The organism is Streptomyces harbinensis, from assembly GCF_900116145.1.
Taxonomy (GTDB): Bacteria; Actinomycetota; Actinomycetes; order Streptomycetales; family Streptomycetaceae; genus Streptomyces; species Streptomyces carpaticus.
The window spans coordinates 694,074-719,779 of sequence record NZ_FPAB01000003.1 but is presented as its reverse complement, the minus strand read 5'-3'; the positions used below and the strand labels follow the sequence as shown (position 1 = coordinate 719,779).

The window sequence follows — 25,706 nt, the reverse complement described above, 5'->3', positions numbered from 1 at the left end:
GACGACTCCTTCACCTCGTCGTGGACCCGGCCCAGGAGGCGCCGAGTTCGGAGTACAGCGCCAGCTGCCGCGCCCCGGCGGCGGTCAGCGCGTCGATGCCGTCGAGGACGCGGCGCGGCCCGTGCTCGGCGGGCTCGCTGTGCCAGGCCGACGCCGGCAGCGCGGCCGGCTCGGGCGCGGTACGGACCGCCTCCACCAGCCGCATGAAGCCACCGGTGCGCTCCGGCGGCACCAGCAGCGGGACGTCCGCGTCCCGCAGATGCGCGATCAGGTTCTCCAGCAGGTCCGTTCGGTCGTACGTGCTGTACTCCGGCTCCGCGCCGTCCCGTTCCAGCAGCACCCGGTCCTGCTTGTACCAGAACGTGATGCGGCCGGTGCTGCCGTGCACCTCGACGTACGGCTCGCCCGGCCGCTCGGCGGCCAGCGTGACGGCGGTGACCACCGGCGTCCCGTCCGTGGTGGTCATCCGGGCGCTGGAGGTGTCGTCGGCGGCGATGTCGTTGACCCGGTACAGCTCCAGGCCGACGCCGGCGATGTCCGTCTCCCGGTCGGCCTCCGCCAGCCGCAGCGCGGTGGCCACCGCGTGCGCCAGCGGGTTGGTGAGCACCCCGTCCACCACGTCCCGGCCGTCCGGGGTGCGGCGCAGCCCGCCCCACGGGGCGCGCTGCCAGTACGCCTCCTCCCGCACCCAGGCCCCGGCCGCGCCGAACCCCCGGACCCGGCCGATCGCGCCGCCGGCCAGCGTCGCCCGGATCCAGGGCACCGCGTGCGAGCCCAGCGACTGGAAGCCGATCTGGCAGGCGACCCCGGCCGCCGCGATGCCGTCCGTCATACGGCGGAACTCGGCCAGCGAGGGGGCCGGCGGCTTCTCCAGCAGGATGTGCGCGCCCGCCTTCGCCGCGGTCAGCGCCAGATCGGCGTGGGTGTGGATGGGGGTGCAGATGATGACGATCCGGGCGTCGGTGCGCTCCAGCAGCTCCCCCAGATCGGACCCCTGCTCGGGGCTGCCGAGCCCCTCCCCCAGCTCCTCGGCGCTCAGCGGGCGCAGCTCGCACACCCCGGCGAGCGTGACGGTGCCGCGCGCCGCCAGCCGGCGCAGATTGCGCAGATGCCAGCGGCCGTGGCCCCGGGCGCCCACCAGCACCACCGGAAGCGGCTGTTCGTTGCTCATGGCTGTTCCTTCCGGCAGGTGCTAGCCCGCGTAGGGCTCGGGGACCTCGCCCGGCTGGGAGAGGAAGGCGAAGTCGCAGCCGGTGTCGGCCTGGGTGATGTGCTGCTCGTACAGCACGCCGTAGCCGCGCCCGTACCGGCGCGGCGGCGCCTGCCAGGCGGCCCGGCGGCGCTCCAGTTCCTCGTCGTCCACGTGCAGGGTCAGGCTCCGGCCCCGCACGTCCAGGGTGATGAGGTCGCCGGTGCGCACCAGGGCCAGCGGGCCGCCGACGTGCGACTCGGGCGCGATGTGCAGCACGCAGGCGCCGTAACTGGTGCCGCTCATCCGGGCGTCGGAGAGCCGCACCATGTCGGTGACGCCCTGCTTCAGCAGATAGTCGGGGATCGGCAGCATCCCGTACTCGGGCATGCCGGGGCCGCCGAGCGGACCGGAGCCGCGCAGCACCAGCACGCTGTCGGCGGTGATGCCCAGCGCCGGGTCGTCGATGGTCTTCTGCATGGTCTTGTAGTCGTCGAAGACCACGGCGGGTCCGGTGTGCTGGAGCAGGTGCTGCTCGGCGGCGATGTGCTTGATGACGGCGCCGTCGGGGGCGAGGTTGCCGCGCAGCACCGCGACGCCGCCCTCGGGGGCGAGCGGGTTGTCCAGGGTGCGGATGACGTCGTCGTCGTGGACGAGCGCCCCGGCCAGCTGTTCGCGCAGCGTGGGGTGGCTGATGGTGGGCCGGTCCAGGTGCAGATGCTTGTCGCCCAGCCGGGCCAGCAGCCCGGGCAGTCCGCCCGCGTAGTGGAAGTCCTCCATGAGGTGGGCGCCGCCCGGCCGCAGATTGGCCAGCACCGGGACGGTACGGGCGATGCGGTCGAAGTCGTCGAGGGTCAGGTCGACGCCGGAGCGGCCGGCCATGGCGATGAGGTGGATCTCGGCGTTGGTGGAACCGCCGAGCGACAGCACGGTGGTGACCGCGTCCTCGTACGCCTCGCGGGTGAGGAACTGCGAGAGCTTGGCGCCCCGCTTCACCAGCTCGACGGCGCGCATGCCGGCGGCGGCGGCCATCCGGCTGTGTCCCGAGTCGACGGCGGGGATGGAGGCCGCGCCGGGGACGGTGACGCCCAGCACCTCGGCGGCGGAGGTCATGGTGGAGGCGGTGCCCATGGTCATGCAGTGACCCGGGGAACGCGCCAGCCCGCACTCCAGTTCGGCCAGTTCGCAGTCGCCGATCTTCCCGGCCCGCTTCTGGTCCCAGTACTTCCACATGTCGGTGCCCGAGCCCAGCGTCTCGCCGCGCCAGTGGCCGCGCAGCATGGGACCGGCCGGGACGAACACGGCGGGCAGGTCGGCGCTGGCCGCGCCCATCAGCAGCGCCGGGGTGGTCTTGTCGCAGCCGCCCATCAGCACGGCGCCGTCGACCGGGTAGGAGCGCAGCAGTTCCTCGGTCTCCAGGGCGAGCAGATTGCGGTACAGCATGGGCGTCGGCTTCTGGTACGTCTCGGAGAGCGTGGAGACCGGGAACTCCAGCGGGAAGCCGCCCGCCTGCCACACCCCGCGCTTGACGGCCTCGGCGCGCTCGCGCAGATGCTGGTGACAGGGGTTGATGTCGGACCAGGTGTTGAGGATGCCGATCACCGGCTTGCCGAGGTGCTCCTGGGGCAGATACCCCAGCTGCCGGGTGCGCGCCCGGTGCGAGAAGGAACGCAGCCCGTCGGTGCCGTACCACTGGTGGCTGCGCAGCGTGGTGGGGTCGAACTCCTGGGGGTCGGTCATCGCACGTCCCACCCTTCGACGATGGCGGCGACAGCGGCCCGGCCCTCGGCCGGCAGCACGCTGCTGGGCGGACGGACGTCACGGCGGGCGAGGCCGAGCGCGGCCAGCGCCTCCTTGACGACGGAGACGTTGTTGGCCGACTGCCGGGCGGCGCGCAGCTCCTCGAAGCCGCGGATGCGCTCCCAGACCTTCATGGCGGCCGGGTAATCGCCGGCACGCAGGGCGGTCAGCATCTCCCGGGAGACGGCCGGGGCCACGGTGACCAGGCCGGAGGTGAAGCCGGTGGCGCCGCTCGCGAAGTAGCCGGGCGCGTACAGCTCGGCGAGACCGGCCACCCACACGAACCGGTCCAGGCCCGCCTCGCGGGCGAAGGTGGCGAACCGCACCACGTCCGGCACCGCGTACTTGACGCCGATGACGTTGGGGCACTGCTCACCGAGGCGGGCGAGGGCGGCGCCCTCCAGCAGCGGATTGCGCACGTAGGGCACGACGCCGAGCTCCGGCACGGCGTCGGCGACGGCGCGGTGGTAGGCGATCCAGCCCTCGGCCGAGACGTACGGGTTGACCGGCTGGTGCACCATGACCAGGTGCGCGCCGGCGTCGCGCGCCGCGCGCGCCTCGGCGGCGGCGGTGGCCGGGTCGAGCCCGACACCGACGACGATCTGCGCCGCGCCGCCGGCCTCGGCGACGGTCAGCTCGACCTCCAGCCGGCGCTCCTCGGGGGTGAGGGAGTAGAACTCGCTCGTGTTGCCGCCCGGCGTGAGCGTGGTGATACCGCCGTCGAGGAGCCGGCGCAGCAGGGCCCGGTAGGTGTCCTGGTCGAGCGCGCCCTGGGCGTCGAACGGGGTGACCGGGATGGCCACCACATCGGCGAGGGCGGCGCGCTGGGCCGCGAAGTCGGTCATGATGTGCCTTCCTTGGGGAACGCCCGGGAGACGAACCCCGCTATGTGCGCGTACAACAGCCGGGCGGCGCCGTCGGCGTCGCCCTCCTCGGCGCGGGCCAGGATCGCCCGGTGCTCGTCCGCCTCGCCGTCCCAGCTGGGGGTGATCTGCCAGGCGACGGAGGAGACGAGGGCGGCCTGATCCCGCAGGTCGTCAAGGGTCTTCACCAGCAGCGGGTTGCCGCAGGGCGCGTACAGGGCGCGGTGGAAGTCGCGGTTGGCCTCGGCGCGGGTGGCGGCGTCCGCGGCGGACAGCGCCTGCTCCAGGGCCACCCGGGCCGGGCCGAGGTCACGGCCGGCGGCCACCGTGCGGCGCAGCGCCTCGGGCTCCAGCAACTGCCGGATGTCGTACACGGACCGCGCCATCTCGGCGTTCACGGTGCGTACGGCGGCGCCCTTGTACTCGTTCATCTCGACCAGCCCGCGGCCCGCGAGGGTCTTCAGCGCCTCGCGGACCGGGGTCTTGGACACCCCGAAACCGGCGGCGAGTTCGGTCTCCACCAGAGGTGACCCGGGTGCCAGGGCTCCGCTGAGGATGGCGTGGGTCAGGTGCTCCAGCACATAGCTGGTGCGGGAGGGGATGGGGACCGGGGTCCTGCCGGGGAGGGGTGCGTTCATGAGGGTGGGCCGGCTCGTCTCGTATATGAGATATGACGTATGAGATGCACAGCGCACGCTAGAAGGAGAACGCGACCGCGTCAACGGTTCGGACAGAACTGATGGAAAGGGCTTACTGCCAGGTGCCGGCCGCCCGGGTGTGCAATCCGGGGCGGCCGGCACCGCGGGGCGGGGTCAGCTGCAGGTGGAGCGGCTGGAGTTGTTCAGCGTGAGATTGCGGTACTGGATGTTGACCCCGCACGGGTTCTCGGTGAGCGAGTTGTTGGTGATCGTCAGGTTCTGCAGGGTGACGTCCCGGGTGTTGGCGAACTCGGTACGGGCCGCGATCCGGATGCCCCCGCCACCGCTGACGGTGCCGCTGACAGCGGCCAGGTTCACGTTGTAGCAGTTCTCGATGAGGATGGCGTTGTTGCCGGTGTCGGCGATGTTGACGCGGTCGATGACCACGCCGCCGCTCTCCGAGACGCAGAAGATCCCGCGTCCGCCGCCCCGGGCGATGACCTCGCCGACCCGGATGTTGGTGGGGTAGCTGTCGCCGACCCGCCCGTTGCGGTTTGCCATCCGGAAGGCGGCGTACCCGGTGCCGGTGCCGGTGCCCTGGCCGTCCACGCGCTGCACGGTGGCGTTGATGGTGTCGTTGAGCAGCAGCCCGGAGTAGGCGGTGTTGCGCGCGGTCACCGTGCCGATGGTGAGGCCGTCGACCCCGTAGGTCTCCACGCCGTGGTTGTTGGTGCCGGAGACGTAGACGTTGTCGATCCGGACGTTGCGGGTGCGGACATTGCGGTTGCTGTGGTTGTCGATCCGGATGCCGAGGCCGCCGGAGAGCCGCAGATCGATCTGGCCCAGGGTGATGTTGGTGCCGTTGCGGACGAAGATCCCGAAGTACGGCGCCCCGGTGACATTGAGGTACGGCACCTCGATGTCGGTGACGTTGCGGCCCCGGACCACCGCGTGGTCGCCGCCCGGGCTGCCCGTGACATTGATCGTGCCGCAGACCTCCAGGATCGTGTAACTGGGCAGGTCGAGCGACTGGTTGGCGGGCACATCGCCCGAACCGCGCACGACGACGCGCTGCTTGCTGGTACGGCCCGGGGTGAGGCTGTTCACGGCGGCCCGCATGGCGGACAGCATGTCGGTCCCGGAGTAGCCGGGCGCGGTCCAGGTGTTGCCGTTCCGCACCGCCTCGGCGTGGGCGCCCGAGTCGCCGCAGGCCAGGGCGCTCACACCCGCGGTGGCGGGGGCGCCGGCGGCCTCCGCCCCGGCTCCGGTCGCGGTGCCGGTCCCGGTCAGGGTGGCGGCGGCGGTGGCCAGGGCGAGCAGCGCGGCGGTGAACAGGGCGGGACGCCGCTTCCGTAACGGCGTCGCGGCTCCGGTCTTTCGCGTTCCCATGCGTTCTCTCCTCGGTGGGGGGCGGTGAATCGATTCACGAGAAGGCCGGGAACGTCCCGTTGCCCGGTTCTCGCGAACCAGCAGGAGCGTGCGGGAGTCACCGGCGGGGAAAGCGCTTGCGAACGCGCGGGCCCCGGCACCGGCTTCCCCGGATACTTCCAACGCCCCCGGGTGCCGTCAAGAACCCGGACCGGACCACCTCGGCCGCCGCGCCCCACGGCGTCCCCGGTCCGGCCCCGCCGTGCGGCATAGAATCCGACGATGCCCACGAAGCCCTCGCCGGCCGGCCGGCCGCGTGACGCACACCTCGACGCCGCCATTCTCGACGCGGTCTCCGCCGCGCTCGACAGCTCGGGATACGGCGGGGTCGCGATCGAACAGGTCGCCCGCGCGGCGGGGGTGAGCAAGACCGCGATCTACCGGCGGTGGCCGAACCGCCAGGTGCTGGTACTGGCGGAGCTGCGGCGGCGGATGGCGACACTGGAACCGCCGCTCAGCGGCTGCACCCTGTGCGACCTGCACGAAGCACTGTCCCTGTTCGTCGACACCTTCACCCGCCTCGGCCCGCAAACCCTGGCCCCCTTGCTCGCCGACTGCGCCGAGCCGGCCCTGCGCGAGCAGCTGATGGAGAGCCTGTTCGAACCGCCGCGGGCCGCGGTCGGGGCCACGCTGGAAGCGGCCAGGGACCGTGGCGATCTGCGCGGGGACATCGATCTCACCCTCACCATCGACTCCCTCGCCTCGCTGGTCTTCTACCGCCTGCTGTTCGGTCACGCCCCGCTGACCGGCCCCGAGATCGGGCATGTCGTGACGGTCCTGCTCAGCGGCATCGCCCGGGACTTCGACGCCCTGCTGCGGGAGTACCGGGACCACGGCGAGCCGGAGAGCCCGCACCCCGCCCCGTAACGCGTCCCGTCCCGCACCCCGCGTTGACCCCCGGGACCGTCGCGCCTACATTGAGATACGCGACGTACCGTATCGATATTGGGGGCCACATGACGGAGACCACGACCAGAGCCGGCCGGCGCGAGTGGCTGGGGCTCGGGCTGCTGACCCTGCCGCTGTTCGTGCTCGCCATCGACGTGAGCGCGCTCTTCCTGGCCGCGCCGCACATCGGAGCCGACCTGGCGCCCTCGGCGACGCAGTGGCTGTGGATCCTGGACATCTACGGCTTCATGATCGCCGGCTTCCTGGTCACCATGGGATCGATCGGGGACCGGATCGGGCGGCGGCGACTGCTGCTGGTGGGATCGGCGGCGTTCGCCCTCGCCTCCGCGCTCGCAGCCTTCGCCCAGGAGCCCGTCGTGCTGATCGCCGCGCGAGCGGTCCTGGGCGTCGCGGGCGCCACCCTGATGCCCTCGACGCTCGCGCTGATCCGGACCATGTTCCGCGACGACGCGCAGCGCGCCACCGCGATCTCGGTGTGGATGACCACGTTCTCGGTCGGCGTGGCCCTGGGCGCCCTGTTCGGCGGCGCGCTGCTGCAACTGTTCTGGTGGGGCTCGGTCTTCCTGGCCGCCGTCCCGGTGATGCTCCTGGTGCTGGTGCTCGGCCCGCGGCTGCTGCCGGAGAGCCGTGACCCGTCGGCCGGCGGCACGGACTGGGCGAGCGTGGCGTTGTCGGTGGCGGGGATCATCGCCGTCGTACAGGGCCTGAAGGAACTCGCCGCCGAGGGGATCACGGCGGGCGCGCTCCTCCCGCTGGGCGCCGGCGCGGCGCTGGCCACCGTGTTCGTCCGCCGCCAGCGGCGGCTCGCGCAGCCGCTGATCGACCTCACGCTGTTCTCCCGGCGTGCCTTCAGTACGGCGCTGGCCCTGCTCACCGCCGGGATCTTCGCGGCGACCGCGGTGAACTTCCTCATACCGCAGTACCTCCAGCTCGTCGCCGGGCACTCCCCGCTCCGGGCCGGGCTCTTCACCACCCCGCTCGCCCTCGCGGCCATGGCGGGATCGCTCACCGCCCCGTGGCTGGCCGCCCGGTTCGGGACGGCGCGGCTGATCGCGGCCGGCACGGCCGTCTCGGTGGCCGGCTATCTCGTCCTGTCGCAGGTCGGGACCACCGGATCGCTGGGGACGCTGCTGGTGGGGGCCTGCCTGGCCGTCCTCGGGATGTGCCCGATGACGGTGCTCACCACCCACCTGGTGGTCGCCTCGGCGCCCGAGCACAAGGCGGGTTCGGCCGCCGCCCTGTCGGAGACCAGCGGTGAACTGGGGGTGGCGCTGGGGATCGCCGTCACGGGCAGCGTCGTGACCGCCGTCTACCGGGCGGACATCGGCGGGCGGCTGCCGGCGGACCTCCCGGCGGAGGCGGCGGAGGCGGCCTCCGGCAGCATCACCGCCGCGCACAGCAGCGTGGCCCAGCTCCCGGCGGAGCTGGCCCAGGGGGTGATCCGGGCCGCCGACGAGGCGTTCACCCACGGTCTCAACGTGGTCGGCTACCTCAGCGCGGCGGTCTCGGCCGTGCTGATCGCCCTCGCCCTGATCGGGCTGCGCGAGGACACCGCCCGGCCACGGACGCAGGACGCCGACGCCTGAGCACACCGGCCCACCGGGGCCCGCCGGACACCGCCGGGTCCCGCCCGGGAACGTACCCGCCACCGCGGGCCCCGCACCGGCACGGCGACCGCCACGCACCGCTGACCGGCCCGGCCGGTCCGGGGGGACCGGGGGCGGGGGGACGGGCGGGCAGCGCTCAGCTCCCGCCCGTGTCCGGCCGCTACTCCGCCCGGGACCGCGCCCTGAGCGCCGCCGCGCGGGCTTCCTCCGCCAAGGCGGGGTCGGGGTGGAGCCGGCCGATCGCCTCCAGCACCTCCGCCGTCGCGGGGTGGTCCACCCGCCAGGCGTGCTCGAAGAACGTGCCGTGCTGGACGGTGAGCCCGTCCACCAGGGTGCGCAGTTCGTCCGCTTCGCCCGGGTCCTCCTCGTCCACGGTGGCCAGTTGGGCGGCGAGGGTGTCGACGGTCAGCCAGTAGACCATCTCTGGGCCGGGCGCGGGGACATTGGCCGCGTCCCGGTCCGCCAGCCACACCCGGGCCAGACCGCCGAGTTCCGGATCGTCCAGCACCTCGCGCAGGGCCGGCTCGGCCGCCGGGCCCAGCAGGGAGAGCGCCAGCTGGCAGCCGAGCCGCCGCAGCGGCGCCCGCGGGTCGGTGCCGCGCGCCGCCGTCAGCAGTTCGCGGGCGGCGGTCAGCGGGTCGCGGCCGGCCAGCCAGCCCTCGGCCTCCGCCTGGGCCGCGCCGTGCGCGCGGCGGGGCAGTGCCAGGAGCAGCGGGGCGGCGTCCGCCGTCGCCAGGTCGCCGACGGCCGGGGCGTCCAGGCCCGCCTCCCGCATCCGGCGCCGTACGCCGTAGACGCCGAGCGGGGTGAGCCGCACCTGGCCGTACCGGGTCAGGTCCTCCTCCTCGGCGGGGAGTTCGGGCGCCGGGCCCGCTTCGCCCTCGCTCTCCTCGACGATGAGCGCCGGGTCCACCGGGTCGTACTCCAGCAGGCCGGTGCCCTCCAGCACCCGGAACTGTTCGTCCAGGCGCATCATGACGGCCGAGACCTCCTCCAGGGTCTCGTCGCTCGGCTCGCCGGTGCCCTCGGGCTCGGTGTCCTCCTCGTCCGGGACCACGAGGGCCGCGGCGACCACGGGCAGCGGGACCATCGCCCCGGCGGCGACCTTCTCGTCGGTGGCGGCCAGCAGATAGAGCTGGGCCAGCGCGGAGTCCAGGAAGGCGGCCTCCTCGTCGGCGTCCCAGTCCAGCGCCTCCAGGTCGAGACCGGCGGGGTCGAGCGACTCCAGGTCCTCGCCCAGCAGATCCTCCAGGGTGGGGGTCGCGGCGTCGGCGAGCACGGCTTCCAGGCCGTCCGCCCACAGGTCCAGGACGTCCTCGGGGGCGCCGCCGGTGAGCCGGTCGAGGTCCGCGCCGGGGGCGGCGGTCGCGGTCCCGGCGTCCTCGTCCTCCTCGGTGATCTCCACCAGGCCGGTGTCGACCGCGAAGTTCCAGGCTTCGACGGCCAGTTCCGCGCCGTACTCCTCCGCCTCCAGGCCGAGGGCGGTCACCGCCCCGGCCAGCGAGGCGGCGAGCAGTTCCGCGCCGGCGCCGACGGGCACGCCGGATTCCGCCCAGCGGGCGAGGGCGGCGGCGCGGGAGACCAGCGGGACGGACAGCGCGTCGCGCGCCAGTTCCGCCTCGGTGGGCAGCCGCACGGGGGGCAGGGTGGGCAGGTCCGCACCGGACATGAAGGGGGGCTCCTCGGCAACGATGGCGGTCGGCGTCGGCCCAGCCTAGAGCGTGATCCACACCACGCCCAAAGACAGCGCCCACTGTCCGGCGGGCCTTCCGCCGGGGTTCACGCAGGCGTCGCCGGGCGGGCGTTGACAACACCGGGCGGGTACGGGATTTTTACGCGCGTAGAAACCCCGTCAGGATCCCGTACCGCCCCGGAGGGCCCGTGATCGCTCTGTCCCGCCCGTCCAGACGCGCCGCCGCCGTGGGCGCGTTCACCGTCTCCGCCGCGCTCGGCGCCACCCTGCTGGTCACCTCGCCGTTCACGGCCACCGCGGCCGGGCCCGGTGAGCTGCGCATCCACGACATCCAGGGCAACACCCGGGTCTCGCCGCACGTGGGCGAGCAGGTCACCGATGTGGCCGGCATCGTCACCGGGGTGCGCGCCTACGGTTCGCGCGGCTTCTGGATCCAGGACCCGCGGCCCGACGACGACCCGGCCACCAGCGAGGGCATCTTCGTCTTCACCAACGCCGCGCCGGCCGTGGCGGTCGGCGACGCGGTCACCGTCAGCGGCACCGTCACCGAGTACTACTACGGCGGCGCCGCGCGCGGCGACACCTCGCTCACCCAGATCTCCCGGCCCACCGTCTCGGTGGTGTCCTCCGGCAACGAACTCCCCGCCCCCGTCGTGCTGGACGCCGACGCGATCCCGGCCGCCTACGCGCCCGAGGGCGACCCGGCCGACGGCGGCAGCATCGAGAACCTGCCGCTCCAGCCGGAGAAGTACGCCCTCGACCTGTACGCCTCGCTGGAGGGGATGAACGTCCGGATCGAGGACGCCGCCATCACCGGCCCCAGCACCGCATACTACGAACTGTGGGTCACCCTCCAGCCCGAGGTGAACGCCACCTCCCGGGGCGGCACCCGCTACGCCTCCTACGACGACCCCAACCCGGGACGTCTGAAGGTCGAGTCGCTGGTCCCGGTGGCGCAGCAGCCGTTCCCCACCGCGAACACCGGTGACACCCTCGGCGGCGTCACCGAGGGCCCGCTGGACTACGACGAGTTCGGCGGCTATCTGCTGGCCGCCCGCGAGCTGGGCACCGTGGTCCCCGGCGGCACCGAGCCGGAGACGACCCGCGCCCAGGACCGCAAGGAACTCGCGGTCGCCGCGTACAACGTGGAGAACCTCAACCCGTCCAACGACCAGGCGAAGTTCGACCGGCTGGCGGCGGGCGTGGTGCACCACCTCGCCTCCCCCGACATCGTCGCCCTGGAGGAGATCCAGGACGACAGCGGCCCGGTCGACGACGGCACCGTCACGGCGGACGTCACGCTGACCCGGTTCACCGACGCCATCGTCGCGGCCGGCGGCCCGCGCTACGCCTGGCGCGGCATCGACCCCGAGGACGGCCGGGACGGCGGACAGCCGGGCGGCAACATCCGCAACGTCTTCCTCTTCAACCCCGACCGGGTCTCCTTCACCGACCGGCCCGGCGGTGACGCCACGACCGCCACCTCGGTGGTCAAGCAGCGCGGCAAGGCGGCGCTGACCCACTCCCCCGGCCGCGTCGACCCGGCGAATCCGGCGTGGGACTCCAGCCGCAAGCCGCTGGCCGGCGAGTTCAGCTTCCGCGGCACGCCGGTGATCGTCATCGCCAACCACTTCAACTCCAAGGGCGGCGACCAGTCGCTGTACTCCCGCTACCAGCCGCCCACCCGCTCCAGCGAGGTGCAGCGCCTGGCGCAGGCCGAGTCGGTCAACGCCTTCGTCCACGACATCCTGCGGGTGCAGAAGAACGCGCAGGTCGTCGTGCTCGGTGACATCAACGACTTCGAGTTCTCGGCCACCACCGACGCCCTGACCGCCGGCGGGGCGCTGCGCAGCGCGGTGTTCTCGCTGCCGGCCGACGAGCGCTACACGTACATCTTCAACGGCAACGCGCAGGTGCTCGACCAGACGCTGGTCTCGCCGGGGATCAAGAAGTTCGACTACGACATCGTGCACATCAACTCGGAGTTCGCCGGCCAGGCCAGCGACCACGACCCGCAGATTATCCGTTTCAAGCCCTGACCCCCCAGCGGCTACGGTGTGCGGCATGCGCCCCGAAGCCCCGTTCGGCCGCCGTGCCGCGGCCATGATCACCCCGTTCACGGCGGACGGCGCCCTCGACACCGAGGGCACCGCCCGCCTCGCCGTGCATCTCGTCGACCGCGGCGGCTGTGACGCCCTGGTCCTCAACGCGACCACCGGCGAGTCCCAGACCACCACCGACGCCGAGAAGGACACGGTGGTGCGCGCCGTGGTGGAAGCGGTCGGCGACCGGGCCACGGTCATCGCCGGGGTGGGCACCAGCGACACCCGGCACACCGTCGCGCTGGCCCGCGCCGCCCGGTCGGCCGGGGCGCACGCCCTGCTGGTGGTCACCCCGTACTACTCGCGGCCGACGCAGGAGGCGATCGTCCACCATCTGGCGACGGTCGCGGACGCCACCGAACTGCCGGTGATGCTGTACGACATCCCGGCGCGTACCGGGGCCGGCACCGAGCTGACCGCCGACTCGCTGCGCCGGCTGGCGGAGCATCCGCGGATCCGGGCGGTCAAGGACTGCGCGTACGACCTGCACAAGTCGGCCCTGGTGATGAGCGGGACCGAGCTGGCGTACTACTCGGGGTGCGACGAGCTGAACCTGCCGCTGTTCGCGCTGGGTGCCACCGGCTATGTGAGCACCGTGGCGAATGTGGCGGGACGGCAGGTACGGGCGGTGCTGGACGCGGTGGATGCCGGTGACCTGGCCGCCGCCACCCGGCTGCACCACCATCTGCTGCCGCTGATCGACGCGGTGATGATGGAGGTGCCGGGCACGGTCGCCGTCAAGGCGCTGTTCGAGGCGGCCGGGCTGCCCGGCGGCCCGGTACGGGGGCCGTTGCTGCCGGCCGGTGCGGAGCTGACCGGCCGGCTGGTGGACGGGCTCAAGGGCGCGCTGGCGCCGGTTTCGTGAGGTCGGGCCCCGGGGCGGGGCCGGGTTCCGGCTCCGCGTCGGGCGCCGGCCCGGCGCCCATCAGGTCGCGGGCGAGCAGGGTGGCGCCGGCGACGGCGCCCGGCATCAGGAAGATCGCCGCCACCGGCACCAGGAACGCCGCCACCAGCGGCACCCCGAAGCCGACCGCGAGCCAGCGCCGGCCGCGCAGCAGCCGCAGCCGCTCCTTGACCTCGATGCCGCGCCGGCCCAGCGCGTAGCAGACCAGTTCCAGGGTGAGGAAGAACCCGGAGACCGCGAAGGCGATCACCGGGATGACGGTCTGGCCGATGACCGGGACGAAGCCGAGGAGGAACAGCGGCACCGTCCACAGCGTGGCCCGCCACAGCACGTACAGCGCCTCCACGGCCGCCGCCCACAGCTCCCGCCACAGCGGGCGCTCCGGCCCGGCCGGGCAGTCGCCCTCGCTCTCCTCGACGGCCGCCGAGAGCGCGTCGTAGAAGGGGTCGCCGATGACGAGGGTGACGGCGGTGAAGGTGAGGACGGTGAGCGAGAGCCCGGCGGCCAGCAGCAGGGCGACGGCGAGGCCGCGCACCAGGCCGCGCCACGGGGAGTCCCAGTCGTCGGCGAACGGGGTGATCCAGGCGGCGAGCGCACCGGCGTTGAGCAGCAGGACGAGCAGGGCCGCGGCGTAGAGGACCAGGGCGATCAGGGCGGGGAGCAGGGCGCGGCCGTACCGTCCGGGGTGCTGGGCGAGCCACCGCTGGCCCAGCACCACGTACCGTATCCCGGCCGCGAGATCAGTCATCATGCGTTCATGATCCCGCAGCCGGAGGAAGGTGCGGACCGGCTCAGTTGTTGCTGTGCAGCGCCTCGTTGAGGCCGCCCCAGGAGCCGGTGCGCTGGAGCGCCTCGACGGTGCCGGTGGTGGAGTTGCGGCGGAAGAGCATGCCGCTGATGCCGGAGAGGGTGGCGGCCTTGACGACGGAGCCGTCGGGCAGGGTGACGCGGGTGCCGGCGGTGACGTACAGGCCGGCCTCCACGACGCAGTCGTCGCCCAGCGAGATGCCGATGCCGGACTCGGCGCCCAGCAGGCAGCGTTCGCCGATGGTGATGGTCTGCTTGCCGCCGCCGGAGAGGGTGCCCATGATGGAGGCGCCGCCGCCCACGTCGGAGCCGTCGCCGACGACGACGCCGGCGCTGATGCGGCCCTCGACCATGGAGTTGCCGAGGGTGCCGGCGTTGAAGTTGCAGAAGCCCTCGTGCATGACGGTGGTGCCGGCGGCGAGGTGCGCGCCGAGCCGCACCCGGTCGGCGTCGCCGATGCGCACCCCGGCCGGGACGACGTAGTCGGTCATCCGGGGGAACTTGTCGACGCTGGTGACGGTCAGCGCGGCCCCGGCGGCGCGGGCGGCCAGCCGGGTCTCCTCGATCCGGTCCACGGCGACCGGGCCGAGGCTGGTCCAGGCGACGTTGGCGAGCAGCCCGAAGATGCCGTCCAGGCTGAGCCCGTGCGGGCGCACCAGGCGGTGGCTGAGCAGGTGGAGCCGGAGGTAGACGTCGTGGGCGTCGACGGGCTTGTCGTCGAGGGAGGCGATGACCGTACGGACCGCCACGACCTCCACGCCGCGCACCGGGTCGGAGCCGATCGCCTGCGGGGCGGAGGCGCCGAGGAGTTCGGCGGCGTGCTCGGGGGTGAGGCGTTCGCTGCCGGCCTCGCCGGGCTCGTCGCTGAGGGCGGGGGCGGGGAACCAGGTGTCGAGCACGGTGCCGTCGGCGGCGAGGGTGGCCAGGCCGGCGGCGACGGCACCGGTGGTGCGGGTGACGGGGGCGGAGGTGGTTGCGTCGGTCATGTCCCAGACGCTAACCGGTGGCGGGGGCGGCTGGCGAACCGGTCCCCGATGCCGGGCCCCGGGGCGGGGCAGGGCGGCCCGGCGCCGGTCAGTGCGCCCCGCCGAGGTTGAGCAGCACCACGCCGCCGATGACCAGCAGGACACCGGCGACCTTGGCGGCCGTGATGCTCTCGCCGAGGAAGACCATGCCGACGGCGGCGATCAGGGCGGTGCCGGCCCCGGCCCAGACGGCGTAGGCGACGCCGACGTCCATGGACTTGAGGACCTGGGCGAGCAGGGTGAAGGCGACGGCGTAGCCGGCCAGGGTGCCGAGGGTGGGCCAGAGCTTGGTGAAGCCGTCGCTGAACTTCATCAGCGTGGTGCCGGCGATCTCGAAGAGGATCGCGCCCGCGAGCATCAGATAAGCCATGCGGACGACCGTACCCATCCACGGCACCACCGGAGTGACCCGCTCCGCGTGCCACCGGTGCCCGCCGTACGCCGCCCCGCATCCTGAAGCCGACCCTGATGACGTGGCAGCGAAAGGACGGACCCATGGCCGAGTGCGAGGTCTGCGGCAACGACTACCGGATGGCCTTCGAGGTGCGCGCCGCCGGGGAGGTGCACGTGTTCGACAGCTTCGAGTGCGCCATCCAGCAGCTGGCCCCGGTCTGCGAGAACTGCCGGTGCCGGATCATGGGCCACGGCGTGGAGACCTCGGACGGCCGCTTCTTCTGCTGTGCCCACTGCGCCCGGGTCCAGGGGCATCAGCAGCTCGTCGACCACGCCTGACGGCGGGCGGGCCCGGTGCGACGTACGGCGGGGCGGGACCACGATGGTCCCGCCCCGCCTTCCGGTGCGCTGCCCCGCGCCGCGGGTGCCTCAGACGTTGAAGCCGAGCGCGCGCAGCTGCTCGCGCCCGTCGTCGGTGATCTTGTCGGGGCCCCACGGCGGCATCCAGACCCAGTTGATCTTCAGGTCCTTCACCAGGCCGTCGGTCGCCGACTTCGCCTGGTCCTCGATGACGTCCGTCAGCGGGCAGGCCGCCGACGTCAGCGTCATGTCGAGGGTGGCGACATTGTCGTCGTCGATGTGGATCCCGTAGATCAGCCCGAGATTCACCACGTCGATGCCCAGCTCGGGGTCCACGACGTCGTACAGCGCCTCGCGGATCTCCTCCTCGCTCGCGGGAGAGATCTCGGTCGTCGTCTCGCTCATGCCGCCTCCTTGTGTACCTGGGCCTGGGCGGTCGCTTCCTTCCACGCCATCCAGCTCAGCAGTGCGCATTTCACCCGCGCCGGGTACTTGGAGACCCCGGCGAACGCCACCGCGTCCTCCAGCAGGTCCTCCATGGCGTCGTCCGGCTCCAGCCGTCCCTTGGACTGCATCAGCTCCAGGAACGTCTCCTGGATCCGCCGCGCCTCGGCCAGCTCCTTGCCGACCAGCAGCTCGTTCAGCACCGAGGCGCTGGCCTGGCTGATCGAACAGCCCTGCCCCTCGTAGCTGACGTCGGCGACGGTGCTGCCGTCCAGCCGCACCCGCAGGGTGATCTCGTCCCCGCAGGTGGGGTTGACGTGATGCACCTCGGCGTCGCCCGGGCGCAGGCCGCGCCCGTGCGGGTTCTTGTAGTGATCCAGGATCACGTCCTGGTACATCGATTCCAGTCGCATGTCCCGGTGCACCTCACCCGAAGAAGCGGCGTACGTACTCAAGCCCGTCGACCAGGGCGTCCACCTCGGCCGGCGAGGTGTACAGATAGAACGACGCCCGCGTGGTCGCCGGAATTCCGTACCGCAGGCACACCGGCCGTGCGCAGTGGTGGCCCACCCGCACCGCGATGCCCTGCTCGTCCAGCACCTGCCCCACATCGTGCGGGTGGATGTCACCCAGCGTGAAGGAGATGGCGGCGCCCCGGTCCTCGGCCGTCGCCGGGCCGATGATCCGCAGCTCGGGCACCTCGGCCAGCCGCGCCAGCGCGTACTCGGTCAGCGCGTGCTCGTGCGCCGCGATCCGGTCCATCCCGATGCCGCTGAGATAGTCCACCGCCGCGCCGAGCCCGACCGCCTGGGCGATCGGCGGCGTGCCCGCCTCGAACTTGTGCGGCGCCGGGGCGTACGTCGAGGAGTTCATCGAGACGGTCTCGATCATCTCCCCGCCGCCCAGGAACGGCGGCAGGTCCTCCAGCAGCTCGTGCCGGCCCCACAGGACGCCGATGCCGGTCGGCCCGCACATCTTGTGACCGGTGAAGGCCACGAAGTCCGCGCCGAGGTCCTGCACGTCCAGCACCGCGTGCGGCGCCGCCTGCGAGGCGTCGATGAGCACCAGCGCGCCCACCTCGTGCGCCCGCCGGACGATCTCCCGCACCGGGTTGAGCGTGCCGAGGATGTTGGACACCAGCGTGAAGGAGACGATCTTCGTCCGCTCGGTGATGATCCCGTCGATGGTGGACAGGTCGAGGCGGCCCTCGTCCGTCAGCCCGAACCACTTCAGCCGCGCACCGGTGCGCTGCGCGAGCAGCTGCCACGGCACGATGTTGGAGTGGTGCTCCATCTCCGTGATGACGATCTCGGTGCCGGAGTCCACCCGGTAGGGCTCGTCCGCCCAGCCGAGCATGTTGGCCACCAGGTTCAGCGACTCCGAGGCGTTCTTGGTGAAGATCACCTCGTCGCGGCTGGGCGCGTTGATGAACGCGGCCACCTTGTCCCGGGCGCCCTCGTACAGCTCGGTGGCCTCCTCCGCCAGGACGTGCACACCCCGGTGCACATTGGCGTGGTGCCGCTCGTAGTACGTGTTCATCGCGTCGAGCACCTGGCGCGGCTTCTGCGAGGAGGCCGCGTTGTCCAGGTAGACGAGCTTCTTGCCGTCGTGCAGCACCCGGTCCAGGATCGGGAAGTCCTTGCGGATCGCCTCGGTGTCCAGGAGGCCCGCCGGGAGACCCGGCAGACCCGCCCGTGCGTCGGTCATGAGACGCCACCACCCTTCGTGTAGGCCTCGTAGCCCTCGGCCTCCAGCTTGTCGGCCAGCTCGGGGCCGCCCGACTCGACGATCCGGCCGCCCGCGAAGACGTGCACGTGGTCGGGGTTGATGTAGCGCAGGATGCGGGTGTAGTGGGTGATCAGCAGGGTGCCGGACTCACCGTTCGCGCGCACCCGGTTCACGCCCTCGGACACGATGCGCAGCGCGTCGATGTCCAGACCGGAGTCGGTCTCGTCGAGGATGGCGATCTTCGGCTTGAGCAGCTCCAGCTGGAGGATCTCGTGCCGCTTCTTCTCACCGCCGGAGAAGCCCTCGTTCACGTTGCGCTCGGCGAAGGCGGGGTCCATCTCCAGGCGGGCCATCGCCTCCTTGACCTCCTTCACCCAGGTACGCAGCTTGGGTGCCTCGCCGCGCACGGCGGTGGCGGAGGTGCGCAGGAAGTTGGAGACGGAGACGCCGGGGACCTCGACGGGGTACTGCATCGCCAGGAAGACGCCGGCGCGGGCGCGCTCGTCGACCGACATCTCCAGCACGTCCTCACCGTCGAGGGTGACGGTGCCGCCGGTGACGGTGTACTTGGGGTGGCCGGCCAGCGAGTAGGCCAGGGTGGACTTGCCGGAGCCGTTGGGGCCCATGATGGCGTGCGTCTCGCCCTGCTTCACGGTCAGGTCGACGCCGCGCAGGATCTCGGTGGGGCCGCCTTCGGCTTCGACGGAGACGTGCAGGTCGCGGATCTCAAGGGTTGCCATGGGTGCTTCAGGACTCCTGGGTGACGGAGACGAGCACAGCGGCGCCGGGGCCGTCTCCTTCGATCTTGACGGGGAACACGGGGATGGGGCGGGTCGCCGGCAGCCCGGAGGGCTTGCCGGTGCGCAGATCGAAGCTGGAGCCGTGCAGCCAGCACTCGATCCGGCAGTCCTCCACCTCACCCTCGGAGAGCGAGACATTGGCGTGCGAGCAGATGTCGTGGACGGCGAAGACCTCGCCCTCGGTCCGGACCACGGCCACCGGCACGCCGCCCAGCTCCACGCGCTTGGGGGTGTCCTCCTCCAGGTCACCCAGCGCGCAGGCCTTCACGTACGCGGACGCGTCGGCGGTCATGCGATGGACCTCTCCAGCTCGGCGGTGAGCTTGGCGATCAGCCGCTCCTCGACGTCCGGGACGCCGATCTGCTGGATCAGTTCGGCGAAGAAGCCGCGCACCACCAGGCGCCGCGCCTCCTCCTCGGGGATGCCGCGCGCCATCAGGTAGAACAGCTGCTCGTCCTCGAACCGGCCGGTGGCACTGGCGTGCCCGGCCCCGGCGATCTCACCGGTCTCGATCTCCAGGTTGGGGACGGAGTCGACCCGCGCGCCGTCGGTGAGGACGAGGTTGCGGTTCAGCTCGTAGGTGTCGGTGCCGGTGGCGGCGGCCTGGATGACCACGTCGCCGATCCACACCGCGTGCGCGTCCGCGCCCTGGAGCGCCCCCTTGTAGGCCACGTTGCTGCGGCAGTTGGGAGCGGAGTGGTCCACCAGCAGCCGGTGCTCCTGGTGCTGGCCGCCGTCGGTGAAGTACAGACCGTACAGCTCGGCCTCGCCGCCGGGGCCCGCGTAGGTCACCCGGGGGTGGATGCGGACCACGTCGCCGCCGAAGGTGACGACCACCGACTTGAAGGTGGCGTCCCGGCCGACCAGCGCGTTGTGCTGCGAGCAGTGCACGGCGGTGTCGGCCCAGTCCTGCACGGACACCACGGTGACCTTGGCGCCGTCGCCGACGACGAAGTCGACATTGGCGGCGCGCACGGTGTCACCGGTGTGGTCGAGGACCAGGACGACCTCGGCGAAGGCGCCGATCCGGAAGACGGTGTGCCCGAAGGTGACGCCGCCCTCGCCGTGCACGGACACCCGCACCGGCTCGGTCAGGACCGCCTCGGCGGGCACGGTGATCACGGTGGCCTTCTCCACCGCGCTGAACGCCTGCGCGGCGACCCGGTCCACCGGGGTGCCGGCCTTGCCGACCCGGGCGTCGTCGCGGCTCACGGTCTCCACCGTGACACCGGAGCCCTCGGGGGTGGTCACCTCGGCCTTGACGCTGCCGCCGGCGGTGGCGGCGGCGCTGCCGTCGTGCAGGCCGCGCAGCCGCTCCAGAGGAGTGAAGCGCCACTCCTCCTCGCGGCCGGTGGGCACCGGGAAATCGGCCACGTCGAAGGACGGCGGGGCGCTCATCCGGGTGGCGACGGTGGATTCCGCCGCCAGTGCGACCGGATTGGTTGGGGCCTCAGCCATGGGTCTCGTCGTGCTCACTCTCTTGATTGGGGGAAACGGATCGCGGGCGGGGCGCCGGGTCAGCCGACCGCGCCCTCCATCTGCAGCTCGATCAGCCGGTTCAGCTCCAGGGCGTACTCCATGGGCAGCTCCTTGGCGATCGGCTCGACGAAGCCGCGCACGATCATCGCCATCGCCTCGTCCTCGGAGAGCCCGCGGCTCATGAGGTAGAACAGCTGGTCGTCGCTCACCTTGGAGACCGTGGCCTCGTGCCCCATGGTCACGTCGTCCTCGCGGACGTCGACGTAGGGGTAGGTGTCGGAGCGGGAGACGGTGTCCACCAGCAGCGCGTCGCACAGCACGTTGGACTTGGAGCCCTCCGCGCCCTCGCCGATCTCGATCAGGCCCCGGTAGGAGGTACGGCCGCCGCCGCGGGCCACCGACTTGGAGACGATGTTGGAGGAGGTGCGGGGCGCCATGTGCACCATCTTGGCGCCGGCGTCCTGGTGCTGGCCCTCGCCCGCGAACGCCACCGACAGGGTCTCGCCCTTGGCGTGCTCGCCCATCAGGTAGATGGCCGGGTACTTCATGGTGACCTTGGAGCCGATGTTGCCGTCGACCCACTCCATGGTGGCGCCCTCGTAGGCCACCGCCCGCTTGGTCACCAGGTTGTAGACGTTGTTGGACCAGTTCTGGATCGTGGTGTAGCGGCAGCGACCGCCCTTCTTCACGATGATCTCGACGACCGCCGAGTGCAGCGAGTCCGAGTTGTAGATCGGCGCGGTGCAGCCCTCGACGTAGTGCACGTAGGCGTTCTCGTCGACGATGATCAGGGTCCGCTCGAACTGGCCCATGTTCTCGGTGTTGATGCGGAAGTACGCCTGGAGCGGGATGTCCACGTGCACGCCCGGCGGCACGTAGATGAAGGAGCCGCCGGACCACACCGCCGTGTTCAGCGCGGCGAACTTGTTGTCACCGGCCGGGATCACGGTGCCGAAGTGCTCCTGGAACAGCTCCGGGTGCTCCTTGAGCGCGGTGTCGGTGTCCAGGAAGATGACGCCCTGCTGCTCCAGGTCCTCGCGGATCTGGTGGTAGACGACCTCCGACTCGTACTGCGCGGCGACACCGGCGACCAGGCGCTGCTTCTCGGCCTCCGGGATGCCCAGCTTGTCGTAGGTGTTCTTGATGTCCTCGGGCAGGTCCTCCCAGCTGGTGGCCTGCTTCTCGGTGGAGCGCACGAAGTACTTGATGTTGTCGAAGTCGATGCCCGACAGGTCCGAGCCCCAGGTGGGCATCGGCTTCTTGCCGAAGAGCTTCAGACCCTTCAGGCGCAGGTTGAGCATCCAGTCCGGCTCGGACTTCTTCTGGGAGATGTCCTTGACGACGTCCTCGTTCAGGCCGCGCTTGGCGGCGGCACCGGCCGCGTCGGAGTCGGCCCAGCCGTACTCATAGGTGCCCAGCCCTTCGAGCTCGGGGTGGGCGGTCTCCGTGGGGAGCGTCATGCGGGGTTCCTCCCGGCAGTGCGTGGTGTCGCTGTGGTGGGTGTCTCCGGCACCGGTGACGAGGCCGGCCGATGGCCGGCCGATGGCGCGGAGGGGACGAAGGTGGTGCAGACGCCATCGCCGTGCGCGATGGTGGCGAGCCGCTGCACATGGGTGCCCAGCAGGCGGGAGAAGACCTCGGCCTCCGCCTCGCACAGCTGCGGAAAGCGCTCGGCGGCGTGCGCCACCGGGCAGTGGTGCTGGCACAGCTGCTCCCCCGGCGCGCCGGGTGCGGTGCGCGCCATCGCAGCGTACCCGTCCTGCGTCAGGGCCTCGGCCAGCGCCCGGGTGCGCTCCTGCGCACCCTCGCCCGCGGCCTCCAGCCGGTGCCGGTAGCGCTCGCCCTGGGCCCTCGCCCGTTCGCGGGCGAAGGCGAGGACGGCGGCGGCGCCGCGCTCCCCGCCGCCGGCGGCGCGGGCGATGAAGCTCAGCGCCTCCACGGCGAGGGCGTCGTAGGCGTGGTCGAACGCGTCCCGGCCGCCGTCGGTGAGGGCGAAGACCTTGGCGGGCCGCCCCCGGCCCCGGGAGCCGTAGACCCGCTTCTCCCGGGCCTCGACCACGCCGTCGGCGGCCAGCGCGTCCAGGTGCCGGCGCACGGCGGCCTGGGTGAGGGCGAGCCGGTCGGCGAGCTCGGCGGCGGTGGAGGGGCCGTGGTCGAGGATGGACCGGGCCACCCGCTGCCGGGTGCCGTGCTGCTCCCCGTCCTGGGCGGACGCGGTGGCGGCGCGCGACGGAGCGGCGCCGGCGGCATCCGCTGCCACCGGCGTCGTACGCTGCGTCTCGCCGTTTTTCACAACGCCATTGTTGCGTAATTCCCGCAAAGCGAGCAAGCCGCGTTCCGGTTCCCGGAAATGCGGTGCATCACGTAAGGCAAACCTAACCCCCGCCCGGTATGCCGGAGCGGGGGTGCGGAGGATAGGTAAGCCTTGCCTTACTTGAGATCCGGCGGGGGCGCGGTGGACTCGCGGATCACCAGTGAGGTCTCCAGCGTCGTCTTGGCGGCGCTCCGGCCGGCCGGCAGGTCGATCGCGTGCAGGAGCAAATCCACCGCCGAGCGGCCCGCCTCCTGGGTCGGCATCGCGATGGAGGTCAGCTTGGGCCGGTTCACCCGGCCCGCGATGGTGTCGTCCACCCCCACCACGCTGACCTCGCGCGGCACCTCGACCCCGCTGCCGGCCAGACCCTCGATCGTGCCGATGGCCATCAGGTCGTTGTAGGCGATGACGCCGGTGGCCCCGGCCCCCAGCACCGCGGCGGCGGCCTGCTGGCCGCCGCGCTCGGTGGGCGCGTTCGGGCCGGTGATCTCCAGCGCCACCCCGGCACGCTCGGCCGCGGCCGCGGCCGATCTGCACATCTGCTCGCTCGTCCACGAGCCGCGCGGCCCGCCCAGCAGCATCAGCCGGCGATGGCCGAGACCCGCCAGATGCTCCACGGCCGCCGCCGCCCCGCTGCTCACGTCCATCAGCACCGCGGGCAGCCCCTTGACGCTGCGGTTCACGACCACGAACGGCAGATCGGCGCTCAGCTGGGCGATCGCGGTGTTCGACAGCCGCGGGCTGACCAGCACCACCCCGTCCACCTGCTTGGCGAGGATCGCGATCAGCTCCTCCTCGGCGCGCGGATCCTCGTCCGTGTCCGCCACGAACACCTGGTAGCCGCGCACTCTCGCGTACGACTGGGCGGACTTGATCAGCGGCGGGAAGAACGGATTGGCGATGTCGGCGACGATCAGCCCCAGATTGTGGGTCACGCCGGTGGTCAGCGCGCGAGCGGCCTGGTTGGGGCGGTAGCCCAGCTCGGCGGCGGCGGCGAGAACTCTTTCCCGGGTGTCGACTTTGACCAGGTTCGGTGCCGAGAATGTCCGGGAGACCGTGGACACATGAACGCCGGCGGCTCGGGCCACATCACGGATGGTCACCGCCATGAGCGCCCGCCCCCCTCCACAGTCGTCTCTCTGTCACGGCGGTCACCATAGCCTGCAATCGGTTGTCATGAAAATCCGCGCAGACCCTTGACGTTTCCTGCTGGTTACACCAGCCTGCTGCAACCGGTTGTATTAACGGAGCAACAACCCGGATCCCGCGTCGTCCCATCAACACGCTCGGTGTGCTGCCCCTCGTCTCCTCGAAAGGAGCGCCCTCGCATGACCGACACCCAGGTGCGCCCCAGGCCACCGGGCGCCACTACCCGCCCCCCCGTGGCGGACCACAAGGGCGCGCTGCGCAAACGGCGGCGCAAGGAGTCCCTGACCGCCTACCTCTTCCTGCTGCCGTGGTTCGTCGGGCTGATCGCCATCACGGCCGGCCCCCTGCTGACCTCGCTGTACCTGTCGTTCACCGACTACAGCCTCATCGGGGACAGCAACTGGGTCGGCTTCGACAACTACATCCGGATGTTCCAGGACGATCCGCGGTTCATCAAAGCTCTCACCAACACGGCGATCTACGTCTTCGTCTCCGTCCCCCTCCAGCTGGCCTTCGCCCTCGCGCTGGCGATGGTGCTCGACCGGGGCGTGAGCGGACTGCCGATCTACCGCTCCGTGTACTACCTGCCGTCCCTGCTCGGCTCCTCCGTCGCCATCGCCATCCTGTGGCGGCAGATCTTCGGCGCCGACGGCCTGGTCAACGAGTTCCTGGGCATCTTCGGCATCGAGGGCATGGGCTGGGTCTCCCACCCCGACACCGCGCTGGGCACCCTGATCATCCTCAACGTGTGGACCTTCGGCTCGCCGATGGTCATCTTCCTCGCGGGTCTGCGGCAGATCCCCACCAGCTACTACGAGGCCGCCAGCCTGGACGGAGCCGGCAAGACCCGGCAGTTCTTCTCCATCACGCTGCCGCTGCTGTCGCCGATCATCTTCTTCAACCTGATCCTCCAGCTGATCAACGCCTTCCAGTCCTTCACCCAGGCGTTCGTCATCAGTGGCGGCAACGGAAGCCCGGCCGACTCGACGCTCCTCTACACGATGCACGTGTACCAGAAGGGCTTCAACAGCTTCGAGATGGGCTACGCCTCGGCCATGGCGTGGGTCCTGGTCCTGATCATCGCGGCGCTGACCGGGGTGAACTTCCTCATGTCAAAGTATTGGGTGTTCTACAGTGACAAATAACGTCAAATCGCGCCCCGACGCACGCGCCGGCGCCGCCCACGACGGCAACGGTCACCCCGAACTGAACGACACCCTGTTCGCCCGCGTCCTGCGCGCCCTCAGCGGCAAGCGCATCCTGACCCACATCCTGCTCATCGGTTTCGGGTTCGTGATGCTGTACCCGATCCTGTGGATGATCTCCAGCTCCCTCAAGCCGGAAGAACTCATCTTCCGCGAGCCGGGGCTGTGGCCCTCCAGCTTCACCTTCGACAACTTCAGCAACGGCTGGGACGCGCTGCGCTACCCGTTCAGCCACTACTTCCTGAACTCGGCGATCATCACCGGCGCCTCCATCGTCGGCAACCTGGTGGCCTGCTCGCTGGCCGCCTACGCCTTCGCCCGGCTGGAGTTCCCGTTCAAGAAGTTCTGGTTCGCCCTGATGCTCGGCTCCATCATGCTGCCCCTGCACGTGGTGATCGTCCCGCAGTACATCCTGTTCTCGGACCTCGGCTGGATCAACACGTTCTATCCGCTGATCGTGCCGAAATTCCTGGCCACCGACGCCTTCTTCATCTTCCTGATGGTGCAGTTCATCCGCACCCTGCCCCGGGAACTCGACGAGGCCGCCGTCATCGACGGCGCGGGACACTGGCGGATCTTCACCCGGATCATCCTGCCGCTGTCCACGCCCGCCCTGGCCACCACGGCGATCTTCACCTTCATCTGGACCTGGAACGACTTCCTCAGCCAGCTGATCTTCCTCACCAACCCGGACAAGTTCACCGTCCCGGTGGCGCTGCGCACCTTCCTGGACTCCAGCGGAGAGTCCTCCTGGGGCCCGATGTTCGCCATCTCGGTGCTCTCGCTCGGCCCGATCTTCGGCTTCTTCCTCGCCGGCCAGAAGTACCTGGTGCGCGGCATCGCCACCACCGGCCTCAAGTAGGCCACGC

The 25,706-nt window shown here is 71.6% G+C and carries 25 protein-coding genes; 7 read left to right on the top strand and 18 right to left on the bottom strand.

The features are described from left to right. Positions 1–10: 10 nt before the first annotated feature. From BM385_RS11010 to BM385_RS10990, 5 genes are all read right to left on the bottom strand, one after another. The gene (locus tag BM385_RS11010; RefSeq protein WP_093842901.1) at positions 11–1,171 is read right to left on the bottom strand and encodes a Gfo/Idh/MocA family protein; all 1,161 of its coding nucleotides are present in this window, start codon (positions 1,169–1,171) and stop codon (positions 11–13) included. Positions 1,172–1,192: 21 nt separating this feature from the next. Then, positions 1,193–2,929: an L-arabinonate dehydratase gene (gene araD, locus BM385_RS11005; RefSeq protein ID WP_019433866.1), complete on the bottom strand. Its 1,737-nt coding sequence runs from the start codon at positions 2,927–2,929 to the stop codon at positions 1,193–1,195. Next, positions 2,926–3,834 carry a dihydrodipicolinate synthase family protein gene (locus BM385_RS11000; RefSeq protein WP_019433865.1) on the bottom strand — a complete coding sequence of 303 codons (909 nt, stop codon included), beginning with the start codon at positions 3,832–3,834 and terminating at the stop codon, positions 2,926–2,928. The genes araD and BM385_RS11000 overlap by 4 nt, the downstream gene beginning before the upstream one ends. Next, positions 3,831–4,490 (bottom strand): GntR family transcriptional regulator, encoded by a 660-nt coding sequence (locus tag BM385_RS10995; RefSeq protein ID WP_019433864.1) that lies wholly within the window; start codon positions 4,488–4,490, stop codon positions 3,831–3,833. The genes BM385_RS11000 and BM385_RS10995 overlap by 4 nt, the downstream gene beginning before the upstream one ends. Before the next feature lie 174 nt (positions 4,491–4,664). Continuing rightward, the gene (locus BM385_RS10990) at positions 4,665–5,879 is read right to left on the bottom strand and encodes a hypothetical protein (RefSeq protein ID WP_019433863.1); all 1,215 of its coding nucleotides are present in this window, start codon (positions 5,877–5,879) and stop codon (positions 4,665–4,667) included. Positions 5,880–6,140: 261 nt separating this feature from the next. On the opposite strand from BM385_RS10990, the gene BM385_RS10985 reads away from it, so the two are divergent. Beyond that, on the top strand, positions 6,141–6,785 hold the full coding sequence (locus BM385_RS10985) for a TetR/AcrR family transcriptional regulator (RefSeq protein ID WP_019433862.1): 645 nt from the start codon (positions 6,141–6,143) through the stop codon (positions 6,783–6,785). A gap of 89 nt (positions 6,786–6,874) precedes the next feature. After that, positions 6,875–8,413: an MFS transporter gene (locus BM385_RS10980; RefSeq protein ID WP_093842900.1), complete on the top strand. Its 1,539-nt coding sequence runs from the start codon at positions 6,875–6,877 to the stop codon at positions 8,411–8,413. Between the two features lie 181 nt (positions 8,414–8,594). Here BM385_RS10980 and BM385_RS10975 read toward each other — a convergent pair whose 3' ends face one another. Beyond that, positions 8,595–10,103: a hypothetical protein gene (locus BM385_RS10975; RefSeq protein WP_093842899.1), complete on the bottom strand. Its 1,509-nt coding sequence runs from the start codon at positions 10,101–10,103 to the stop codon at positions 8,595–8,597. A gap of 212 nt (positions 10,104–10,315) precedes the next feature. Here BM385_RS10975 and BM385_RS10970 point away from each other — a divergent pair, with 212 nt between their 5' ends. Together BM385_RS10970 and dapA are read left to right on the top strand one after the other, a co-directional pair. Continuing rightward, positions 10,316–12,166, top strand: a complete 1,851-nt coding sequence (locus BM385_RS10970; protein ID WP_093842898.1) for a DUF8508 domain-containing protein — start codon at positions 10,316–10,318, stop codon at positions 12,164–12,166. Between the two features lie 25 nt (positions 12,167–12,191). Next, positions 12,192–13,094: a 4-hydroxy-tetrahydrodipicolinate synthase gene (dapA, locus tag BM385_RS10965; protein ID WP_019433858.1), complete on the top strand. Its 903-nt coding sequence runs from the start codon at positions 12,192–12,194 to the stop codon at positions 13,092–13,094. Here the strand turns inward: dapA and BM385_RS10960 are convergent. From BM385_RS10960 to BM385_RS10950, 3 genes are all read right to left on the bottom strand, one after another. Next, positions 13,066–13,881 (bottom strand): EI24 domain-containing protein, encoded by an 816-nt coding sequence (locus BM385_RS10960; RefSeq protein WP_037755963.1) that lies wholly within the window; start codon positions 13,879–13,881, stop codon positions 13,066–13,068. The two genes, dapA and BM385_RS10960, sit on opposite strands and share 29 nt — an antisense overlap. 43 nt (positions 13,882–13,924) lie before the next feature. Continuing rightward, a complete protein-coding gene (dapD, locus tag BM385_RS10955; RefSeq protein ID WP_093842897.1) occupies positions 13,925–14,926 on the bottom strand; it encodes a 2,3,4,5-tetrahydropyridine-2,6-dicarboxylate N-succinyltransferase in 1,002 nt (333 codons plus the stop codon). An 88-nt stretch (positions 14,927–15,014) separates the two neighbouring features. Further along, positions 15,015–15,335: a DMT family transporter gene (locus tag BM385_RS10950; RefSeq protein ID WP_093842971.1), complete on the bottom strand. Its 321-nt coding sequence runs from the start codon at positions 15,333–15,335 to the stop codon at positions 15,015–15,017. A gap of 125 nt (positions 15,336–15,460) precedes the next feature. On the opposite strand from BM385_RS10950, the gene BM385_RS10945 reads away from it, so the two are divergent. Beyond that, positions 15,461–15,697, top strand: coding sequence for a metallothionein (locus tag BM385_RS10945; RefSeq protein ID WP_019433854.1), 237 nt, complete (start codon positions 15,461–15,463; stop codon positions 15,695–15,697). A 90-nt stretch (positions 15,698–15,787) separates the two neighbouring features. On the opposite strand, the gene BM385_RS10940 is transcribed toward BM385_RS10945, so the two are convergent. The 9 genes from BM385_RS10940 to BM385_RS10900 all read right to left on the bottom strand — a co-directional run bounded on the left by BM385_RS10940 (position 15,788) and on the right by BM385_RS10900 (position 23,592). Next, positions 15,788–16,123 carry a metal-sulfur cluster assembly factor gene (locus BM385_RS10940; protein ID WP_019433853.1) on the bottom strand — a complete coding sequence of 112 codons (336 nt, stop codon included), beginning with the start codon at positions 16,121–16,123 and terminating at the stop codon, positions 15,788–15,790. Then, entirely contained in the window at positions 16,120–16,575 is a 456-nt protein-coding gene (sufU, locus tag BM385_RS10935; protein ID WP_019433852.1) for a Fe-S cluster assembly sulfur transfer protein SufU, read from the bottom strand. Before sufU ends, BM385_RS10940 begins: the two co-directional genes overlap by 4 nt. Before the next feature lie 13 nt (positions 16,576–16,588). Then, complete coding sequence (locus tag BM385_RS10930) at positions 16,589–17,848, bottom strand: cysteine desulfurase (protein WP_086024460.1); 1,260 nt, start codon at positions 17,846–17,848, stop codon at positions 16,589–16,591. Between the two features lie 17 nt (positions 17,849–17,865). Continuing rightward, the gene (gene sufC, locus BM385_RS10925; protein ID WP_019433850.1) at positions 17,866–18,630 is read right to left on the bottom strand and encodes a Fe-S cluster assembly ATPase SufC; all 765 of its coding nucleotides are present in this window, start codon (positions 18,628–18,630) and stop codon (positions 17,866–17,868) included. 7 nt (positions 18,631–18,637) lie between these two features. Further along, positions 18,638–18,982 (bottom strand): non-heme iron oxygenase ferredoxin subunit, encoded by a 345-nt coding sequence (locus BM385_RS10920; RefSeq protein WP_019433849.1) that lies wholly within the window; start codon positions 18,980–18,982, stop codon positions 18,638–18,640. Further along, positions 18,979–20,148, bottom strand: coding sequence for a Fe-S cluster assembly protein SufD (gene sufD, locus BM385_RS10915; RefSeq protein ID WP_019433848.1), 1,170 nt, complete (start codon positions 20,146–20,148; stop codon positions 18,979–18,981). Before sufD ends, BM385_RS10920 begins: the two co-directional genes overlap by 4 nt. Positions 20,149–20,207: 59 nt before the next feature. Then, positions 20,208–21,629 (bottom strand): Fe-S cluster assembly protein SufB, encoded by a 1,422-nt coding sequence (gene sufB, locus BM385_RS10910; RefSeq protein WP_019433847.1) that lies wholly within the window; start codon positions 21,627–21,629, stop codon positions 20,208–20,210. Beyond that, on the bottom strand, positions 21,626–22,462 hold the full coding sequence (locus BM385_RS10905; protein WP_093842896.1) for a helix-turn-helix transcriptional regulator: 837 nt from the start codon (positions 22,460–22,462) through the stop codon (positions 21,626–21,628). The genes sufB and BM385_RS10905 overlap by 4 nt, the downstream gene beginning before the upstream one ends. 137 nt (positions 22,463–22,599) lie before the next feature. Next, complete coding sequence (locus BM385_RS10900) at positions 22,600–23,592, bottom strand: LacI family DNA-binding transcriptional regulator (RefSeq protein WP_093842895.1); 993 nt, start codon at positions 23,590–23,592, stop codon at positions 22,600–22,602. Positions 23,593–23,811: 219 nt separating this feature from the next. Here BM385_RS10900 and BM385_RS10895 point away from each other — a divergent pair, with 219 nt between their 5' ends. Continuing rightward, positions 23,812–24,777 carry a carbohydrate ABC transporter permease gene (locus BM385_RS10895; protein WP_019433844.1) on the top strand — a complete coding sequence of 322 codons (966 nt, stop codon included), beginning with the start codon at positions 23,812–23,814 and terminating at the stop codon, positions 24,775–24,777. Further along, positions 24,767–25,699: a carbohydrate ABC transporter permease gene (locus BM385_RS10890; protein ID WP_019433843.1), complete on the top strand. Its 933-nt coding sequence runs from the start codon at positions 24,767–24,769 to the stop codon at positions 25,697–25,699. The genes BM385_RS10895 and BM385_RS10890 overlap by 11 nt, the downstream gene beginning before the upstream one ends. The last annotated feature ends 7 nt before the right edge of the window (positions 25,700–25,706 follow it).

Coding starts and splice junctions, on each gene's coding strand:
- BM385_RS11010 (WP_093842901.1), bottom strand. CDS start 1,171: ATGAGCAACGAACAGCCGCTTCCGGTGGTGCTGGTGGGCGCCCGGGGC.
- araD (WP_019433866.1), bottom strand. CDS start 2,929: ATGACCGACCCCCAGGAGTTCGACCCCACCACGCTGCGCAGCCACCAG.
- BM385_RS11000 (WP_019433865.1), bottom strand. CDS start 3,834: ATGACCGACTTCGCGGCCCAGCGCGCCGCCCTCGCCGATGTGGTGGCC.
- BM385_RS10995 (WP_019433864.1), bottom strand. CDS start 4,490: ATGAACGCACCCCTCCCCGGCAGGACCCCGGTCCCCATCCCCTCCCGC.
- BM385_RS10990 (WP_019433863.1), bottom strand. CDS start 5,879: ATGGGAACGCGAAAGACCGGAGCCGCGACGCCGTTACGGAAGCGGCGT.
- BM385_RS10985 (WP_019433862.1), top strand. CDS start 6,141: ATGCCCACGAAGCCCTCGCCGGCCGGCCGGCCGCGTGACGCACACCTC.
- BM385_RS10980 (WP_093842900.1), top strand. CDS start 6,875: ATGACGGAGACCACGACCAGAGCCGGCCGGCGCGAGTGGCTGGGGCTC.
- BM385_RS10975 (WP_093842899.1), bottom strand. CDS start 10,103: ATGTCCGGTGCGGACCTGCCCACCCTGCCCCCCGTGCGGCTGCCCACC.
- dapA (WP_019433858.1), top strand. CDS start 12,192: ATGCGCCCCGAAGCCCCGTTCGGCCGCCGTGCCGCGGCCATGATCACC.
- BM385_RS10960 (WP_037755963.1), bottom strand. CDS start 13,881: ATGACTGATCTCGCGGCCGGGATACGGTACGTGGTGCTGGGCCAGCGG.
- dapD (WP_093842897.1), bottom strand. CDS start 14,926: ATGACCGACGCAACCACCTCCGCCCCCGTCACCCGCACCACCGGTGCC.
- BM385_RS10950 (WP_093842971.1), bottom strand. CDS start 15,335: ATGGCTTATCTGATGCTCGCGGGCGCGATCCTCTTCGAGATCGCCGGC.
- BM385_RS10945 (WP_019433854.1), top strand. CDS start 15,461: ATGGCCGAGTGCGAGGTCTGCGGCAACGACTACCGGATGGCCTTCGAG.
- BM385_RS10940 (WP_019433853.1), bottom strand. CDS start 16,123: ATGAGCGAGACGACGACCGAGATCTCTCCCGCGAGCGAGGAGGAGATC.
- sufU (WP_019433852.1), bottom strand. CDS start 16,575: ATGCGACTGGAATCGATGTACCAGGACGTGATCCTGGATCACTACAAG.
- sufC (WP_019433850.1), bottom strand. CDS start 18,630: ATGGCAACCCTTGAGATCCGCGACCTGCACGTCTCCGTCGAAGCCGAA.
- BM385_RS10920 (WP_019433849.1), bottom strand. CDS start 18,982: ATGACCGCCGACGCGTCCGCGTACGTGAAGGCCTGCGCGCTGGGTGAC.
- sufD (WP_019433848.1), bottom strand. CDS start 20,148: ATGGCTGAGGCCCCAACCAATCCGGTCGCACTGGCGGCGGAATCCACC.
- sufB (WP_019433847.1), bottom strand. CDS start 21,629: ATGACGCTCCCCACGGAGACCGCCCACCCCGAGCTCGAAGGGCTGGGC.
- BM385_RS10900 (WP_093842895.1), bottom strand. CDS start 23,592: ATGGCGGTGACCATCCGTGATGTGGCCCGAGCCGCCGGCGTTCATGTG.
- BM385_RS10895 (WP_019433844.1), top strand. CDS start 23,812: ATGACCGACACCCAGGTGCGCCCCAGGCCACCGGGCGCCACTACCCGC.